Raw genomic sequence first — 16,831 nt, forward strand, 5'->3', positions numbered from 1 at the left:
TATTTCATTATTTGAGAACCTTATTTTACTCATATTAAATCACCTCATAACTTTATTGTACAAAAAAAGAACCTATATAGATAGACTCTCTTTTATAAGTGTCCATCTTATAGGTTCCATTTTATAAGATTTGTTATTTTTATAATGAATCTTACTCCTTACCTTGTTAAATATTCTTATTCTTAGAAGTTTCTAGTCTATAGCTTTTTGGAGAAGTTCCAGCTACTCTTTTAAACATTTGACTAAAGTAAGATGAATTTGCAAAACCAACTATAGACGCAATGTCTCGAATTGAATAGCTAGTAGTTGCTAGTAAGTTTTTGGCTTCTTGAATACGCTTATTTATAACATAGTTTATTGGGGAAACCCCTATTTGCTTAGTGAATGTATGAACTAAGTGAAACTTATTCATATAAGACAAATCAGATAAAAAGTCTAATGTTATATTCTGAGCATAGTGGGAATCGATATAATTTTTAATTTTTACACATTCTAAGTTTAATTTTTCTTGAGATTCTCCAATGAACTGTAGTGAAGTTGTGTTGCGAATGATATGTGTTATGAATAATGTTAAAATGCTTTTACATACATGTTGATAATTAAATTCTTTAATTTCTATCTCATTAATTAATTGATTAAAGTAATTAAGTATTATTTCCTTATCCTTAGAAAAATTAATAATTCTATATAGATTAATTTGCTGCTCATTATTAGTTAAACTATATGATTCAGGAAAGTTTAACAGCAGGTTGTCTACTCCAAGAACAATGTATTCTAAAGGAGAATCTGATAAAGATGACTTTTCTGTGTGTAAGCAATTAGGATTGATTATAATTAGATCCCATTTATTAACGTTAACAATAGCATCATCTAGATAAAATGCTCCTTTTCCATCGGTTATAAAAAATATTTCTGTAAATGGATGGAAATGAGATGTGCTATGCCAATCGTTTTCAAACTTTGATTTGCTTATATAAAGCAGCTCATAGTTTGGATCGAAGTTCTTTTTATTTATTAAATATCTTGTATTACCCATTTTATACCTCCATATATTATAATCGCAATATTATTATAAAATAGCAATAATATTATTTAAGATTTATTTTATGGTATATATTTAAACTTTATATCTTAATTCAAGATGGATGTTCAAGTGACTATATATAGTTTTAAAATTATTAACAATATAATTACTTTGTAATAGTAATAATATTTATAAAAATAAATTTAAAATTTTATAAATTACTTTATGTAGATGTATTATTTATTTTAATTTTAAAAGCCAGGTTCTTAAATTAATTTATTGAATACGAAAAAATTCATAATAGGTTCACAAAAGTAATTAAGGTTATCATTTTGATTTTCTCTATGACGTCTACAGCCATTTCTACATATATAATAATATTTACATGACTGACACTTACTGATTGCACTAATAGAATTCGTTAAAAAACTAATTGTGTTATTATACATATAATCAAAAGAGTTATTCAAAATATTTCAGATTTTATAAGTTTCAAAAGTATAAAAGTCGCAAGGATACATAGAACCATCACTTTCTATTATGCATTGGAATGAGCATATTCCTTTTATATTACAAGACTCATAATCTTGATTTAAAAATAATCCTATAATATTGTCAAAAAAACTTATTCTTACATAATTATTATTTATAACACCATTATACCAAAAATCAAAGAGTTTTATTAGAAAATATTTATGCTCTTCTTTTGTAATAGGGGACTTATCTAAAGATAAGCTTATGTTTTCATTTCTATAACCGAATAAATGTTAAATAAATAAGTCCAGCCTATATTTTTAAGACTGGACTTTAAATAGTTTATAGTATATGAGATAAAGTATTTATAGGAGTACAACCCTCTTTAAGAGTAATCCCATCACTATAACCTTCTTCTCTTCCAGCTAATTCTTTAATTAAGCAATTTCTCAAATAGTTAATACGCTCTTTTGAGGAAGGATTATCAATTAAATTACATTCCTCTCTAGGATCTTTTTTTAGATCAAAATACTGTTCTTCATTTTTTTCACTATACCATATAAATTTATCTGTTTTTGTAACAATATAATGACTGGATAAATTAGAGTGGAAGCTATGCTCTCCATGTAAATATTCACGGTCATTTCTTTTATCACCATAAATTTCTGGAACTAATGAAAATCCGTCTACCCCTTCAGGGATTTCTATTCCAGAAAAATCTAGGATAGTAGGCATTATATCTCTCAGCTCAACAATTGTATCGCTCCTAAATGGTGCTTTATTTTTAATATTGCTACCAACATGTATAATTAATGGAATATGAGTACTTCCTTCATATGGAAATACCTTTCGATATAAGTTATTGTCAAATAAAAGCTCACCATGATCGGATAAAAATAAGATAATGGAATCATCATATGTTCCATCTTCAATTAATGATGTAATAAGTCTACCTATCTGATGATCAACATGTGTTATACATGCATAATATCCACACATGGCTTCATGGCGAAGGTCTTTATCGTTACAACCATAAATTGAATCTTTTATATATCCATATTCTTTAGTAAGGCTTTGATCTACCCAATCACCATTTGCAGGTTCTCTTAATTGCTTATTTTTATATATATCAAAATAAGTTTGTGGAGCATCAAATGGTTGATGAGGGCGAACGAATGAGCTCATTAAGAAAAACGGTTTTGTACGATCTCTAGTTTTTAAAAAACGAATACTTTCATCTACTACCCAGTTTGTAGGATGAAGTTTTTCTTCATAAATCCAAGGATGAGTAATCCAAGAATTACATTCAGGGCCAGTTACATTAAAATCTGAATTTTGACCTTCCTTATCTTTTAAGTAATATAAGTAATCATCTGTTACCTCTTGATGTTGATAATGAGGGATAAGACTACTTCTATAGTAACCGAGATATCCATCATGCAATTTTAAATTATTAAATCCACAAGATAGACGAGGAGGATCTACGTGCATTTTTCCGATACATTGAGTTTGATAACCATTATCAGACAGTTCTTGTGCTAGCATATGCTCATAATTCCATGGGATACCGTCTTCATATCCCACACGACCATGACTTTTTTGACTTTTTCCGGTAAATAAAGCAACTCTAGCAGGAATACAACTAGGACAAGCTGAATAAGCTTTATCAAAGATTGTACCTGTAGCTGCTAAGGTATCTAAATTAGGTGTTTTTACATCTGGATGTCCACTAAAAGATATGCAATCACCTCGAAATTGATCACACATTAATAATATAATATTTGGTTTTTTCATTGTAATACCCTTCTTTCATGAAAAAATATAGATATGAGAATATATATATTTTTCAATGTAAATGTTTATATAAACGATTATAGCAAAGAAAATATCGGTAGGCAATTAATGTGAAATATAATATTATTAGTAAATTTATTAATAACAATATATAAATAAAACATAACAATATAACTATATAAAAAACGTTTACCTGATGATATACTATGAATTGTAAAAAGACTTTTTATTTTATAAGGACAAGAAATTATAAAAATATAAAGGGGAAGAGATTTTATGAAAAAATTATTATGTATGTCATTAGTAGCCCTTATGGCTACAACTACACTTGTTGGCTGTGGAACAAAAAATGAAGCTCCACCTTCTGCTGAAGGTGGAAAGAGAATTTTAAAAGTTGCGGCTTTCGAAGGGGGAAATGGAGCTGAAATATGGAAAAATCTTGAGACAGCTTTTGAAACTGCAAATAAAGATGTAGATATTCAATTACAAATTTCATCAAAGTTAGATGAAGAGTTACGTCCTCAAATGCAAAATGGAGAGTACCCAGATGTAGTTTACTATAATATGGGACAAAAGAGTGGATTCACTGAAACAATGATTAAGGAAGAAGCTTTATTAGATATCTCAGATGTATTTGAAGGAGAATTAAAAGACAAATTAGCTGATGGATTTGCAGAAAATGCAATTACTCAACCATATGGAGATGGAAAAACTTATTTAGCTCCAGTATTTTATTCACCAACAGGATTATGGTATGATGCATCTAAATTTAAAGAAGGTGAATTGCCAACTACATGGGATGAAATGTGGGCATATGGTGATAAATTAAAAGCAGAAGGCAAAGCATTATTTACTTATCCTCAATCAGGATATCTAGATGCAACATTATTTGCAATGTTATATCAAGCTGGTGATGCTGATTATTACAAAAAAGCATTAGAATATGATGCTAATACTTGGAATTCAAAAGAAGGACAACTAGTGATAGATACAGTTTCTAAGTTATCTGAATATACTTGGGATGCAACAGTTGCAAATGCAAATAGTGATGGCGGATTTAAGAAAAATCAACAAGCTGTAATAGATGGTCAAGCAGCATTTATGCCAAATGGAAACTGGGTAGTTGGAGAGATGGCTGAGTCAACTCCAGAAGGATTTGAGTGGGGATTCATGCCTTTACCAGCATATGAAAAGGGTGGAGATCGTTATGCTTACACATTCTTTGAACAAGTTTGGGTACCAAAAGAGGCTGAAAATGCAGACGATGCTAAAGAATTTATCAAATTCTTATATTCAGATGAAGCTGTTGATCTTATGTTAAAAAATAAAGCTCCTAATAAAGATGCAGAATTAGTTCCAGTTCCAGTTGTTCAACCAGTTAAAGGAATTGTTGAAAAACTTGATGGAGATATGAAGTTATTCTATAGCATTTATGAGACAGAAGGTGTATTACCAGCATTAGGTAACTGGGCTACAACAGACACAATTGAGGGATTAGACTTTAAGAAAGCTGTATATGGAGCAGTAGATTCATTAGTTGATGGATCAATGACTGCGGATCAATGGAAAGCTCAATTAAATGAGACATTTGAAAAATGTAGAGAAGCACTTAAATAATTAAACAAATTATAATTATATAATAAATGGTGAGTTATTTTAACTCACCGTTTAATTTAAAGGGGGGAGTTAAATTGAATAAAAGAAAGTCAGAAAAGCGATTTATATTTGCTTGTATGGCACCAGCTGTGATCCTTGTAACAATATTCATGGTAATACCAACATTTAATGTATTTAGAATGTCTTTATACAAATGGGGGGGGATTTCAAACAATAAAACATTCCAAGGATTGAGAAACTTTGAAATTTTATTGAAAGATAAAAATTTTCTGCAATCTATGCAAAACTCAATTCTAATTATTACACTTGTAACAATTTTCACACTTATAATTGCAATATTTTTTGCTACAATACTAACCAAAGAAAATATTAAAGGGAAAAACTTCTTTAGAATAATATTCTACATACCAAATATATTAAGTATTGTAGTTATCTCAGCTATTTTTGGAGCAATTTATGATCCTCAATCAGGACTATTAAATAGTATCTTGGGTTTCTTAAATTTAGAAAACTTACAAAGAATGTGGATGGGTGATCCTAATGTAGTAATATATTCATTAATCTTTGCTCTTATTTGGCAGGCAATTGGATATTATATGGTTATGTATATGGCGAGTATGGCCTCTGTTCCAGATAGTTTTTACGAAGCAGCTGGGTTAGATGGGGCAGGTAAAGTTAAACAATTCTTTACTATTACTTTACCACTTATTTGGGATAACATTCGTACTACTTTAACATTCTTTGTTATTAGTACAATTAACCTAAGTTTCTTAATGGTTCAAATTATGACAGGTGGAGGTCCTAATGGACAAACTGACGTATTCTTAAACTATATGTATAAACAAGCATATACATCATCAGCTTATGGTTATGGTATGGCAATTGGAGTAGTAGTATTCTTATTCTCCTTCATTCTATCTGCCGTAATTAATAAAATTACTGAGCGCGAAACACTAGAGTTTTAGGAGGTAAGATATGAAAAATAGTAAAGATAAAAAATTAAGTAGCACTAAAAGCTTATATAAAATATTTATTTATATAGCTTTAATTACTCTAGCAGTTTCCATTATTGTACCAGTTGCTTGGGTATTTATGGCTAGTCTTAAATCAAATGCTGAGTTTGTTGGACAAGATGTTAATCCATTCGCCTTTCCTAAAAAGTTGATATGGGAAAATTTTACCATTGCTTTTAGTCAAGCAAAGATGGGTGAATATTTATTAAACTCTGTAATTGTTACGGCCTTATCTCTTATTATTTTGTTAGTAGTGGCACTACCAGCATCTTACTGCTTAGCAAGATTTGATTTTAAGGGTAAGAAGTTCTTAAATGCTGGATTTATGGCAGGGTTATTTGTTAATGTTAACTACATTGTAGTTCCTATATTCTTAATGTTAAGTTCAGCAAATAGATTCTTTGATGTTAAATTCTTCTTAAATAATCGCTTTATTCTAGCTGTAGTTTATGCAGCAACACATTTACCATTTACTATTTACTTATTAAGTGGATATTTTAAAACATTACCTAAAGCTTATGAAGAAGCAGCATTAATTGATGGTTGTGGATACTTTAAAACAATGCTTAAAATTATGATTCCTATGGCTAGACCGAGTATAATTACAGTTATTTTATTCAACTTTTTAGCTTTTTGGAATGAATATATTATTTCCTTTACATTAATGACTACAACAAATAAAACATTACCAGTTGGATTACAGAACTTAATGGCAGTTGAAAAGACAGCAACTAATTATGGAATTATGTATGCTGGATTAGTAATAGTAATGTTACCTACATTAATTTTATATATTTTAGTACAGAAAAAACTTACACAAGGTATGAGCCTTGGTGGATTAAAGGATTAAGGAGGATTATTATGGCAAACACAAAAGGCAGAGTTACATTACCAAGTGAAAGTAATTTTCTTGAAGAAACAAAAGAACTATTATCTCGCTGGGGTGCAGATGCTATTCGTGATAGTGATGGTACAAAGCTTAGTGATGATATTAAGCAATTAGATGCAAAAATTTATACAACATATTTTGTTGCTCGTGGACATAATGATTTCGCAGAAAAACACATGGATGAATGTCAACAAATTTATTTGATGAGTGAATATAAATTAGCTACGTCAAGTAGTTTAGAAATAAATTTTTTAGCTTCTTATTATGATCAACAGGTCAAAGCAGATTATGACCATGATCCAAAAGTATGGTGGGAAGTTAGAGATAGAACAATTAATGAGGTTGTTCCTACTGAAAATTGGGAATATGATAAGGAAAATCATTTAGTTAAAGTGAATAATTGTACATCTTTCCATGAGTATACTGTTTCATTTCTTGCATATATACTATGGGATCCGACACAAATGTATAATCACATCACAAATGATTGGGGAGATGTACCTCATGATATACCATTTGATTTAAGAAAACCAAATTCAAAGAAATTTGCTGTTGAATATTTAACACAGTGGTTAAAGGATAATCCAGATACAGATGTTGTACGTTTTACAACCTTTTTATATCATTTCACATTAATTTTTAATAATTTAGCTAAAGAAAAATTTGTAGATTGGTGTGGATATGGTGCTAGTGTTTCTACAGAAGCAATTTTAGCTTTTGAAGAGGAATACGGATATAGATTAACTCCTGAAGTATTTGTACAAAATGGTTATTATAATTCAACTTTCTGCGTTCCTACAAAGGAATATCAAGATTATATTGATTTTCAACAAAGATTTGTATCTAAAACTGCAAAGGAATTGGTTGAATTAACTCATAAAGCTGGTAAGGAAGCAATGATGTTCCTTGGTGATAATTGGATAGGTACTGAACCTTATGGTAAGTATTTTAGTGAAATTGGATTAGATGCAGTTGTAGGAAGTGTTGGAGGAGGGGCTACCCTTCGTTTAATATCTGATATTCCAGGTGTGAAATATCATGAAGGAAGATTTTTACCATACTTCTTCCCAGATACCTTCTATGAAGGAAATGATCCAACTATAGAAGCAATTGATAACTGGTTAAGTGCAAGACGTGCCATTATGAGAAAGCCTATCGACCGTATTGGATATGGTGGATATCCAAGCTTAGCATACAAGTTCCCTAAGTTTGTGGATTATATAGAAAAAACTTGTGATGAGTTTAGAGAAATTTATGATATTATTCATAATCAAAACCCGTATTGTGGATTGAAAGTAGCTATTTTGAATAGTTGGGGAAAATTAAGAAGCTGGCATCCTTACATGGTTGCACATGCTTTATATTGTAAGCAAATTTATTCTTATAATGGAATATTAGAATCTCTTAGCGGAGCTAATGTAGATGTAACCTTTATAAGTTTTGATGATATAAAAGAAAATGGAATTCCAGAAGATATTGATGTAATAATAAATGCAGGTGATGCTAACACAGCATTCTCAGGTGGAGATGTTTGGGGAGAGCCGAAGTTTGTAGCAACTATACGTGAATGGATTTATAATGGTGGGGGTTTTGTAGGAATCGGTGAACCAACAGCATTTGAAAATGGTGGTCATTACTTCCAATTAGCAGATGCCTTTGGGGTAGATAAAGAATTAGGATTTACATTACACACTGATAAATACTTCCATGAAGAAGTAGAAAGTCATTTTATTATAGAAGATAAGAAAGAAGATTTTGACTTTGGCGAAGGCATGAAAAATATTTATTCAATAAAGGAGTCCACACAAATAATTGCCTATAGTAATGGTGAAGTTAATATTTCAAGCAATGACTATGGGAATGGAAGGTGTGTATATATTGCAGGACTTCCATATTCAGAACAAAATACACGTTTATTAATGAGAGCATTATATTATTCTGCAAATAAAGAGAATGAGTTTAAAAAGTGGTATGCAGATAATTTATACTGTGAAGTACATGCTTATCCAAGTATTAAAAAATATGCTATTTTAAATAATACAAATAAAGAGCAAGTTACTAATGTCTATGATGGTAATGGTAATATGGTTCATGTTACTTTAGAACCGGGCGAAATTAGATGGATGGTGATGTAATATATGAGCAAAGCGACAAAAATAGTTATTAACATTGGTTTATTTATACTGTTTTTATCAATGATTATTATAGGACAAAAGAATATTGGAATACAAGGGCTATGCATAATGTTAGTTGGACTAATAGGGCTCCTTACACAACTATTCTTATATAATAAAAAGAATAGGTAATTAAATATAGAAAAAGATAATTATTTTAAAGAATATAAAAAAGAAATTTTATATATAGATATAAAATAAATTATCTGTGAAAATGTATTTTAATAATATCACAAATAAAGTCAATTTATTTTTATAGTATTTATTAATTTATATGAGTATATTTAGAATAGTTAGGTCACTAAGGGGATAACAAGTATTTGTTATAAGAAGTATAGCAACTTAGTAGCAGTAGGTTTTATATAAATGTTATATTAATATTTAGACATCTTAAAAAGGGGAGATATAGTGCTAGAAGAATTTATATCAAATATAATTTTTTTAATAGTTAGTTTAGGGGCATCAATAGTTGGAGCTATATGTGGAGTTGGAGGTGGAATAATAATAAAACCTGTCTTAGATACTATTGGAATGATGTCGGTATCTTCGATAAGCTTTTTATCTGGTTGTACAGTATTGTCTATGTCTATAATTTCTGTGTTTAAAAACATGAAGAATAATTCAAATAAAAATATGAATTTAAAAATATCTACATTATTAGGAGTAGGCTCTGCAATAGGTGGTATTTTAGGAAGTAGAGTATTTCAATATCTTAAGATATTGCTTAATGATGATAATAAGGTAGGAGCTGTACAAGCTTTGGTGCTTATTATTATCACTATTGCAACCTTAATATATGTTAAAAATTTAGATAAAATAAAAACAATGAATGTTACAAATTTGTATTTATGCATTTTTATTGGACTAGTATTAGGCTTAATTTCAGCATTTTTAGGAATTGGTGGAGGGCCTATAAATTTAGTTGTGCTATCATATTTTTTTTCAATGAAAACAAAGACAGCTGCTGCCAATTCAATATATATAATAATGTTCTCGCAAAGTACTAGTTTTTTGAGTACATTAATAAGTAAAAATATACCTGATTTTAATGTAAAAACATTAGTAGTTATGATTTTAGGGGGAATTGCTGGAGGGATAATCGGTAATAAGATAAATGGTAACATATCGACTAAGAAGGTAGATAATATTTTTACCTATTTAATATTGATTATTATTTCAATAAATCTATATAATTTTTTAAAGTTTTCTATATAAATAAGTTTGAGCATTTAAAACTATGTATAGGTATAATTTTAAATTAATACCTATACATAGTTTTTATACTATAATTTTATATGACAATATCCATTAGGATTTTTCTTTAAGTATTTTTGATGATACTCTTCAGCTTTATAATAATTAATTAGGGGTTTTACTTCTGTAACAATTTTTTTGTCATACTTTTTTTGCTCTTCTTCCTTGCTTTTAAGAAGCGTATCTAAGTCATTTTCATATAAATAATATATACCTGTTCTATATTGACTTCCAACGTCTGGACCTTGTCTGTTCAATGCTGTAGGATCAATTATTGACCAATATTCATTTAATATATGTTCTAATGATGTTTTACTTTCATCATATTCAACTAAACAAGCTTCAGCAAAATAAGTATTTTTATAGCATACATCCTCATAGGTTGGATTTTCGGTTCTTCCATTTGCGTAGCCTACTTCTGTAGATACTACACCATTTAATCTAGAAAGAAATTCTTCTACGCCCCAAAAGCATCCACCTGCTAAAACTATTTTCTTCATTTTATCAACTCCTTTATAAAATTAATTGTATAAATTATTTAAATATATTATACATCTATAAAGAAAATAAACCATATTTATTTAAAGGATATATTGATGCTCATTTTCTCTTCTGTTATTTGGTCTAAGAGTTTTTCTAAAGAAATCTTAGTGTTAGATATAACTTTATTATATATTTCATCACTTTTCATAGTTTCTTCAAAACCTTTATGAACTTCTTCTTGAATTAAATCAAATTCTTCAGAAGTTAATTTTATTTCTCCAAATCTAAGTAAACCATTGGAGGATTCTTCATATTCTGTTTTTTCTCTATTAATATTAATACTAAAAACTTCAGGCTTAGTTAATATTATATTTAGCTTTTTATTTTTATTATCAATTTCTATATCGTTAGTAGTAATTTGTGATAAATCTATAGAATATGAGCAGTTGGCAAAGAATCTTATCCTTTTATACTTCTTTAATATTTCAAGATCTCCAAAGCTTTTATCTATTGTTACCGTTTTTGAAAGTTCTACTTCTAGAGGAATTATTTTATTGACATTTTTAATTTCTTTGACTAAACTTTCTTCAGAAATCACCTTTATATTATCAATATTTGAATGTTTTAAATTATTTGCTTGAGATCTATAACCTAAAAATGATTTGCAGACTAGTAGGGTTAATGATAATATTATAAAAAACCTAAAAAATTTTTTTGTATTATTCTTTTTATTATTGTTTCTATTTTTTTTGAAAAGCTTTAAAATAAGCATATAGACTCCTAAGGTAATTAATAGTAATTAATTATATGAAAGTTTATTTGAAATAATGTACGTTAAATTAACTTTGAATATTGATTAATTAATAAAATATAATATGTTGTGCATAAGGTACGTTTATCGTTATAATATAATTAGTGATAGACATATATGCAACTTAGGAGATTTTGTTATGAGCGAAAACAGAGGAATAAGTATAGATTTAGTTAAAGGAACATTTAGTGATTATATTATAAAAGATAAAAATAATATATTTATAGGAAGATTTACTATAGTTGAGCTAGATAAGGATAATAAAAAATGTACCGTTAAGCTAAAGTTTTACAAAGAAAATAAATATGATTTGTTAAAAGAAACTGTACAAAGTATATTAAGAGCTATATTTAAAGATACAAATATATATAAGGCTAATGTTTTGGTAGATGAAAATATTGGTTATAAGGTATTTTTAGATTTAGGATTTACATTAGAAGGGATCTTTACTGAGAATCTTTTTTCGAATGGAGTATTTTTAGATGAATTAAGCTTTGGAATAAATAGAAATGAGTATAACAATACTCAAAGGAGTTTCTTAATTAATTTAATTGGTGAAAATATCACTGTAAAAAATTTAACTCCTGATTGTGCAGAAGCTCTATTAGACTATAACATAAGAAATAAAGATCACTTAAGTAATTTTGAGCCAAGTCGGGATAATAACTTTTATACATATGAAGTTCAAAGAGATATTTTATTAGAAAGTTATAAGCATCTAATGAATGGTACTGGAGTAGACTTTGGAATATATAAAGGTGAAGAATTAATTGGTAAGATTAAGATATCTAATATAGTTTATGGGGTTTTTAAAAGTGGAATAATAGGATACTCTATTGATAAGAATTTTGAAGGTAGGGGATATATGAAAGAAGCCTTAAGATTAGTTATAGATTATGCAAGAGATGAACTAGAGCTGCATAGATTAGAAGCCTCTGTTTTAACAGATAATGAAAAATCAAAAGCCGTACTTAATGGTTGTGGATTTAAAAAAATTGGGTTAAATGAAAAATATTTATTTATAAATGGGGCATGGAAGGACCATATAAGCTTTTTTAAGATATTAGAAAAATAATATTAATTATTATACTTAATAAGAGGAAGGTATTTATGAAAGAGATTATATTAAATAACAATACAACTGTAGTGAAATCCTTTAATAACAACATATTACTTGTAAGAGAGAAAGGAAAGGAAAAAATTCTTTTTCAAAAGGGAATAGGATTTGGTAAAAAAACAGGAGATATTATAAAAAAAGGGACTTTAGTTGAGAAAATATTTATAATTGAAGATAAGGAAAATCAAAGAAACTTTGAAGAAATTTTAAATAGGGTAGATACAAAATTAATTGCATTAGTTGAAGAAGTAATTGCAGAAATAACTGACGAATTAGGTGAAGATCTTAATGAAAATATTCATATAGGATTAGTAGATCATTTATTTTATGCAATAAAGAGGTTAGAAGATGATGAAGAAATACAAAATCCTTTTTTAGTAGAAATAGAAACTTTGTATAATAAAGAGTTTGAAATGGCTAGTAGATTGGCAAATAGAATAAGTGAAGAGTTAAAATTAGATATACCTGAGGGTGAAAAGGGATTTATTGCTTTGCATATTCATTCTGCAAGGAATAATGGAAAGTTATCAAATACTATAAAATATAGTTTTTTAAGTAATTCTATTATTGAACACGTTGAAGATAGCTTAAATATAGAAATAGATAGAAAATCTTTAGATTATGCAAGGTTCTTAACTCATATAAGATTTGCAATAGAAAGAATAATTACTGATACGCCTATAAAAAATGATTTGATTGATGTTATAAGAGAAAAGTATGGAGTATCATATAAAATTGCAGAAGAGACAAAAGAAATAATTTGTAGAACTTTAGAGATTAAAGCTGTGTCAGAAGATGAAGTTGCATATTTAGCAATGCATATAGAAAGATTTAGAGTTTCAATTATAAAATAAAAATCAGCCATTATAAAATATGGCTGATTTTTATTTTATAAAAAAATTATTATACTTCGAATTTAACAACTACAGTATTACCTGCAACAGCAGCTCCACTTTCAGTTGGAGTTATTGACTTAGTTGCATCAACATTAGTTATTAGCACTGGCGTAGCAAGAGATAATCCTTTGCTTAAGATTAATTCTCTGTTTATTTTAATTAATGGTGTACCAGCTTTAACTTTTGTACCTTGCTCTACTAATTGTTCAAAACCTTCTCCATCAAGAGAAACAGTTTCTAATCCTATGTGAACAAGTATCTCTAATCCATTTTCTAAAGTCATAGCAAATGCATGCTTAGTTTTAAAGATAAGAGTAACTTCTCCATCAGCAGGAGCAACAATAGTATCTCCTTCAGCTACTATAGCCATTCCATCTCCAGCTAGTTTTTCAGCAAAAACTGGGTCTGGAACTTCTGATAAAGGAATAATCTTACCAGAAACAGGAGCAACAAGTGCATTAGGATTAACTACAGCATTTTCATTGTTTGAGTCTGACTTAAATAAGTTCTTAATAAAATTAAACATAGTATTTCCTGAATAATCAGGAACCCACATCCTTTCTACTTCAAATTTTAATGAGTGTATAGATTAATACTTATAGTATTTATAAATATGTAAGAATAAATACATAAATATTATATACAAAATGTTAAAAACAAAAGGCATAAGCCCTAGAATTATAGCTGGACTCATGCCTGATTAAACAGTAACACGTCTAGTATGATTATATATATAGTTATTAATAGTTGTCAATAAACTAAATCAAAAAAAACTAATGAAATCGTTAGCAAAATTAAGGATATTTAATATAATTAATGAAATCTTAAGAAAATCATAGAAAAATATCAAAAAAACAATAAAAAAAACTGTTGAAAACAATAACAACAGATGATACAATAACATTGTAAATAAAATATGTGTACAAGTTTAGGCGTGTTATCAATTTAGTTGAGCATGAGCCGAAAAGGATTTATATATCTATAATATTCTTTTCGGCTTTTTTTATTTCTTACTCGGAATTATATTATACAGCTGCTTGAATTTGTATATAAAAAATTTAAGGAGGATTTATTATTATGATGAAGTATCTTCAAAGACTAGGAAAAGCATTAATGCTTCCAGTTGCAGCTTTACCAGTTGCAAGTATTTTAATGGGTATTGGTTATTGGATTGACCCAACAGGTTGGGGTGCTAATAATGTAATAGCAGCTTTCATATTAAAAGCTGGTGGAGCATTAATAGATAACATGGCAATTCTTTTTGCTATCGGGGTAGCGGTTGGAATGTCAGATGACAACGATGGAACAGCAGGACTTGCAGGTCTTGTTTCATGGCTTATGATTACAACATTATTAAGCCCAGCAGTTGTTTCAATGTTTATGAAAATAGATGTTGCAGAAGTACCAGCAGCATTTACTAAGATTCAAACTCAATTTATCGGTATCCTTGCAGGTATAATTGGAGCATCTTGCTACAATAAATTCAAAGGAACAAAATTACCAGATGCTTTAGGATTCTTTAGCGGTAAGAGATCAGTTGCAATTATGACATCTTTTGCTTCATTAATTGCAGCAGTAATATTATATTTCGTATGGCCAATGGTTTATGGAGCACTAGTATCATTCGGTAAAGCAATTATTGCTACAGATGCAGTTGGAGCAGGTATCTATGGGTTCTTCAATAGATTATTAATACCAACAGGATTACACCACGCACTTAACTCAGTATTCTGGTTTGACGTTGCAGGAATTAATGATATAGCTAACTTCTGGGGTGGTACAGGAACTCTAGGTCAAACTGGTATGTATATGTCAGGATTCTTCCCAGTTATGATGTTCGGTTTACCAGCTGGAGCTTTAGCTATGTATCATACAGCTAAAGACAACAAGAAGAAAGCTGTATATGGATTATTATTAGCTGCTGGATTAGGTTCATTCTTTACAGGAGTTACAGAACCTCTAGAATTCGCATTCATGTTCTTAGCACCAGGACTATACTTTGCACATGCTCTTTTAACAGGAATATCATTAACAGTTGTTGCATTATTACCAGTAAGAGCTGGATTTAACTTTAGTGCTGGACTTGTTGACTGGATATTAAGCTTTAAGGCACCAATGGCTTTAAATCCATTATGGTTAATACCAATCGGTTTAGTAGTTGGATTTATATACTATGTAGTATTCAGAATTATTATTGTTAAGTTTAACTTAAAGACTCCAGGTAGAGAAGATGATGATGAAGAGTTCACAGACAATTCAGCAATTACTGGAGATATGAATGAATTAGCAAAAGCTTATATTGAAGCTTTAGGTGGAAAACAAAATATAGTAACAGTAGATAACTGTGTTACTAGATTAAGACTTAATGTTAAAGATAACTCAATTATAGTAGACAAGAAGTTAACAGCTTTAGGAGCTAGAGGAGTTATAAGACCAGGAAAAGGTAGCATTCAAGTTATAGTTGGAACAAATGTTCAATTTGTTGCTGACGCAATAAAAGCAGAATTAAAGAGATAATAAATAAAATAAAATAAATGGAAATAGAAGGTGTATGAAAGTATGCCTTCTATTTTTATTGCTCTATTTATATTTAAATAATAAGAAAGTAATAAACGAAACATTAAATAAATGTATTGCTACAATATATATGAATTCAACTTTTATATCAAATTAATATTATAAAGTACATTAAAGTACTATATATATTAGATAAATTCAAATTTAATATAAGTCTAGCGTTATGATTTTACTTAAAGAAAGTAAGTTGACTCATTTATAGATTATTGATTCTAATTATTTGAATTATAAATTAATTATATAACTATATATTGATTGTGAAATTAAAGCGCTAGATAAATTTATATATAAATATAGGATTGAACAACGAGATATATAAGAATATATAGAATGTATACTATTGTTAATATTTAAAATGGATAATTAACTTATCCAGGTGTATCAATAATTAAAAAAACAAGAAAATAGGAGGGATTTATAGAAAAGTAAATATAATTTTTGTAAATAAGTATATTTGATCAAGAGTAGAGGGGGCTAACATGATATTATGTAATTCGTCGCTTATGAATGTATTAATTGCAGCAAGATAACTTGAAAAAAGTTAAAAAACATTGTTGACAAGAAAGTAAATAAGTGATAGAATAAGAAAGTCGCTTGAGGGCGATGAAGAAAATGGTCTTTGAAAATTGAACAGAAAATAAGTTAAGTAAACAAACCAGCAATTCTTTTAGACGTCTTAACATTAAGACTCAAAGTAATTTGAGCAAA

General features: G+C 28.5%; 15 protein-coding genes. 9 read left to right on the plus strand and 6 right to left on the minus strand.

The features are described 5' to 3' along the window. Window positions 1–166: 166 nt before the first annotated feature. The 3 genes from J7M87_RS09485 to J7M87_RS09490 form a co-directional block, all read right to left on the minus strand. Window positions 167–1,036 (minus strand): AraC family transcriptional regulator, encoded by an 870-nt coding sequence (locus tag J7M87_RS09485; protein WP_291650822.1) that lies wholly within the window; start codon window positions 1,034–1,036, stop codon window positions 167–169. A 254-nt stretch (window positions 1,037–1,290) separates the two neighbouring features. Next, on the minus strand, window positions 1,291–1,473 hold the full coding sequence (locus J7M87_RS20435) for an SPASM domain-containing protein (RefSeq protein ID WP_365845143.1): 183 nt from the start codon (window positions 1,471–1,473) through the stop codon (window positions 1,291–1,293). A 367-nt stretch (window positions 1,474–1,840) separates the two neighbouring features. Continuing rightward, complete coding sequence (locus tag J7M87_RS09490; RefSeq protein WP_291650823.1) at window positions 1,841–3,292, minus strand: arylsulfatase; 1,452 nt, start codon at window positions 3,290–3,292, stop codon at window positions 1,841–1,843. A 276-nt stretch (window positions 3,293–3,568) separates the two neighbouring features. Here J7M87_RS09490 and J7M87_RS09495 point away from each other — a divergent pair, with 276 nt between their 5' ends. The 6 genes from J7M87_RS09495 (at window position 3,569) to J7M87_RS09520 (ending at window position 10,200) form a co-directional block, all read left to right on the plus strand. Next, a complete protein-coding gene (locus tag J7M87_RS09495; RefSeq protein ID WP_291650824.1) occupies window positions 3,569–4,909 on the plus strand; it encodes a carbohydrate ABC transporter substrate-binding protein in 1,341 nt (446 codons plus the stop codon). 74 nt (window positions 4,910–4,983) lie between these two features. Further along, entirely contained in the window at window positions 4,984–5,874 is an 891-nt protein-coding gene (locus J7M87_RS09500; protein WP_291650825.1) for a sugar ABC transporter permease, read from the plus strand. Between the two features lie 10 nt (window positions 5,875–5,884). After that, a complete protein-coding gene (locus tag J7M87_RS09505; RefSeq protein ID WP_291650826.1) occupies window positions 5,885–6,772 on the plus strand; it encodes a carbohydrate ABC transporter permease in 888 nt (295 codons plus the stop codon). A gap of 11 nt (window positions 6,773–6,783) precedes the next feature. Next, window positions 6,784–8,946, plus strand: a complete 2,163-nt coding sequence (gene gnpA, locus J7M87_RS09510; RefSeq protein ID WP_291650827.1) for a 1,3-beta-galactosyl-N-acetylhexosamine phosphorylase — start codon at window positions 6,784–6,786, stop codon at window positions 8,944–8,946. Window positions 8,947–8,949: 3 nt separating this feature from the next. After that, window positions 8,950–9,117, plus strand: coding sequence for a hypothetical protein (locus J7M87_RS09515; RefSeq protein ID WP_291650828.1), 168 nt, complete (start codon window positions 8,950–8,952; stop codon window positions 9,115–9,117). A 276-nt stretch (window positions 9,118–9,393) separates the two neighbouring features. Then, on the plus strand, window positions 9,394–10,200 hold the full coding sequence (locus J7M87_RS09520; RefSeq protein WP_291650829.1) for a sulfite exporter TauE/SafE family protein: 807 nt from the start codon (window positions 9,394–9,396) through the stop codon (window positions 10,198–10,200). Between the two features lie 68 nt (window positions 10,201–10,268). Here the strand turns inward: J7M87_RS09520 and msrA are convergent, their stop codons facing one another. Together msrA and J7M87_RS09530 are read right to left on the minus strand one after the other, a co-directional pair. Continuing rightward, complete coding sequence (gene msrA, locus J7M87_RS09525; protein ID WP_291650830.1) at window positions 10,269–10,739, minus strand: peptide-methionine (S)-S-oxide reductase MsrA; 471 nt, start codon at window positions 10,737–10,739, stop codon at window positions 10,269–10,271. 77 nt (window positions 10,740–10,816) lie between these two features. Then, window positions 10,817–11,494: a DUF4230 domain-containing protein gene (locus tag J7M87_RS09530; protein WP_291650831.1), complete on the minus strand. Its 678-nt coding sequence runs from the start codon at window positions 11,492–11,494 to the stop codon at window positions 10,817–10,819. 178 nt (window positions 11,495–11,672) lie between these two features. On the opposite strand from J7M87_RS09530, the gene J7M87_RS09535 reads away from it, so the two are divergent. After that, window positions 11,673–12,608 (plus strand): GNAT family protein, encoded by a 936-nt coding sequence (locus J7M87_RS09535; RefSeq protein WP_291650832.1) that lies wholly within the window; start codon window positions 11,673–11,675, stop codon window positions 12,606–12,608. A gap of 35 nt (window positions 12,609–12,643) precedes the next feature. Further along, window positions 12,644–13,504 carry a PRD domain-containing protein gene (locus tag J7M87_RS09540; protein WP_291650833.1) on the plus strand — a complete coding sequence of 287 codons (861 nt, stop codon included), beginning with the start codon at window positions 12,644–12,646 and terminating at the stop codon, window positions 13,502–13,504. Between the two features lie 49 nt (window positions 13,505–13,553). On the opposite strand, the gene J7M87_RS09545 is transcribed toward J7M87_RS09540, so the two are convergent. Then, window positions 13,554–14,072 carry a PTS glucose transporter subunit IIA gene (locus J7M87_RS09545; protein ID WP_291650835.1) on the minus strand — a complete coding sequence of 173 codons (519 nt, stop codon included), beginning with the start codon at window positions 14,070–14,072 and terminating at the stop codon, window positions 13,554–13,556. Between the two features lie 551 nt (window positions 14,073–14,623). On the opposite strand from J7M87_RS09545, the gene nagE reads away from it, so the two are divergent. Further along, a complete protein-coding gene (gene nagE, locus J7M87_RS09550; protein WP_291650834.1) occupies window positions 14,624–16,063 on the plus strand; it encodes an N-acetylglucosamine-specific PTS transporter subunit IIBC in 1,440 nt (479 codons plus the stop codon). Window positions 16,064–16,831 lie beyond the last annotated feature (768 nt).

It is taken from the genome of Clostridium sp. (genome assembly GCF_017888565.1).
Classification (GTDB): domain Bacteria; phylum Bacillota; class Clostridia; order Clostridiales; family Clostridiaceae; genus Clostridium.

Bases quoted from the DNA above. Each gene is read 5' to 3' on its own strand.
- J7M87_RS09485 (WP_291650822.1), bottom strand. From the start codon at position 1,036: ATGGGTAATACAAGATATTTAATAAATAAAAAGAACTTCGATCCAAAC.
- J7M87_RS20435 (WP_365845143.1), bottom strand. From the start codon at position 1,473: ATGTATAATAACACAATTAGTTTTTTAACGAATTCTATTAGTGCAATC.
- J7M87_RS09490 (WP_291650823.1), bottom strand. From the start codon at position 3,292: ATGAAAAAACCAAATATTATATTATTAATGTGTGATCAATTTCGAGGT.
- J7M87_RS09495 (WP_291650824.1), top strand. From the start codon at position 3,569: ATGAAAAAATTATTATGTATGTCATTAGTAGCCCTTATGGCTACAACT.
- J7M87_RS09505 (WP_291650826.1), top strand. From the start codon at position 5,885: ATGAAAAATAGTAAAGATAAAAAATTAAGTAGCACTAAAAGCTTATAT.
- gnpA (WP_291650827.1), top strand. From the start codon at position 6,784: ATGGCAAACACAAAAGGCAGAGTTACATTACCAAGTGAAAGTAATTTT.
- J7M87_RS09515 (WP_291650828.1), top strand. From the start codon at position 8,950: ATGAGCAAAGCGACAAAAATAGTTATTAACATTGGTTTATTTATACTG.
- msrA (WP_291650830.1), bottom strand. From the start codon at position 10,739: ATGAAGAAAATAGTTTTAGCAGGTGGATGCTTTTGGGGCGTAGAAGAA.
- J7M87_RS09530 (WP_291650831.1), bottom strand. From the start codon at position 11,494: ATGCTTATTTTAAAGCTTTTCAAAAAAAATAGAAACAATAATAAAAAG.
- J7M87_RS09535 (WP_291650832.1), top strand. From the start codon at position 11,673: ATGAGCGAAAACAGAGGAATAAGTATAGATTTAGTTAAAGGAACATTT.
- J7M87_RS09540 (WP_291650833.1), top strand. From the start codon at position 12,644: ATGAAAGAGATTATATTAAATAACAATACAACTGTAGTGAAATCCTTT.
- J7M87_RS09545 (WP_291650835.1), bottom strand. From the start codon at position 14,072: ATGTTTAATTTTATTAAGAACTTATTTAAGTCAGACTCAAACAATGAA.
- nagE (WP_291650834.1), top strand. From the start codon at position 14,624: ATGATGAAGTATCTTCAAAGACTAGGAAAAGCATTAATGCTTCCAGTT.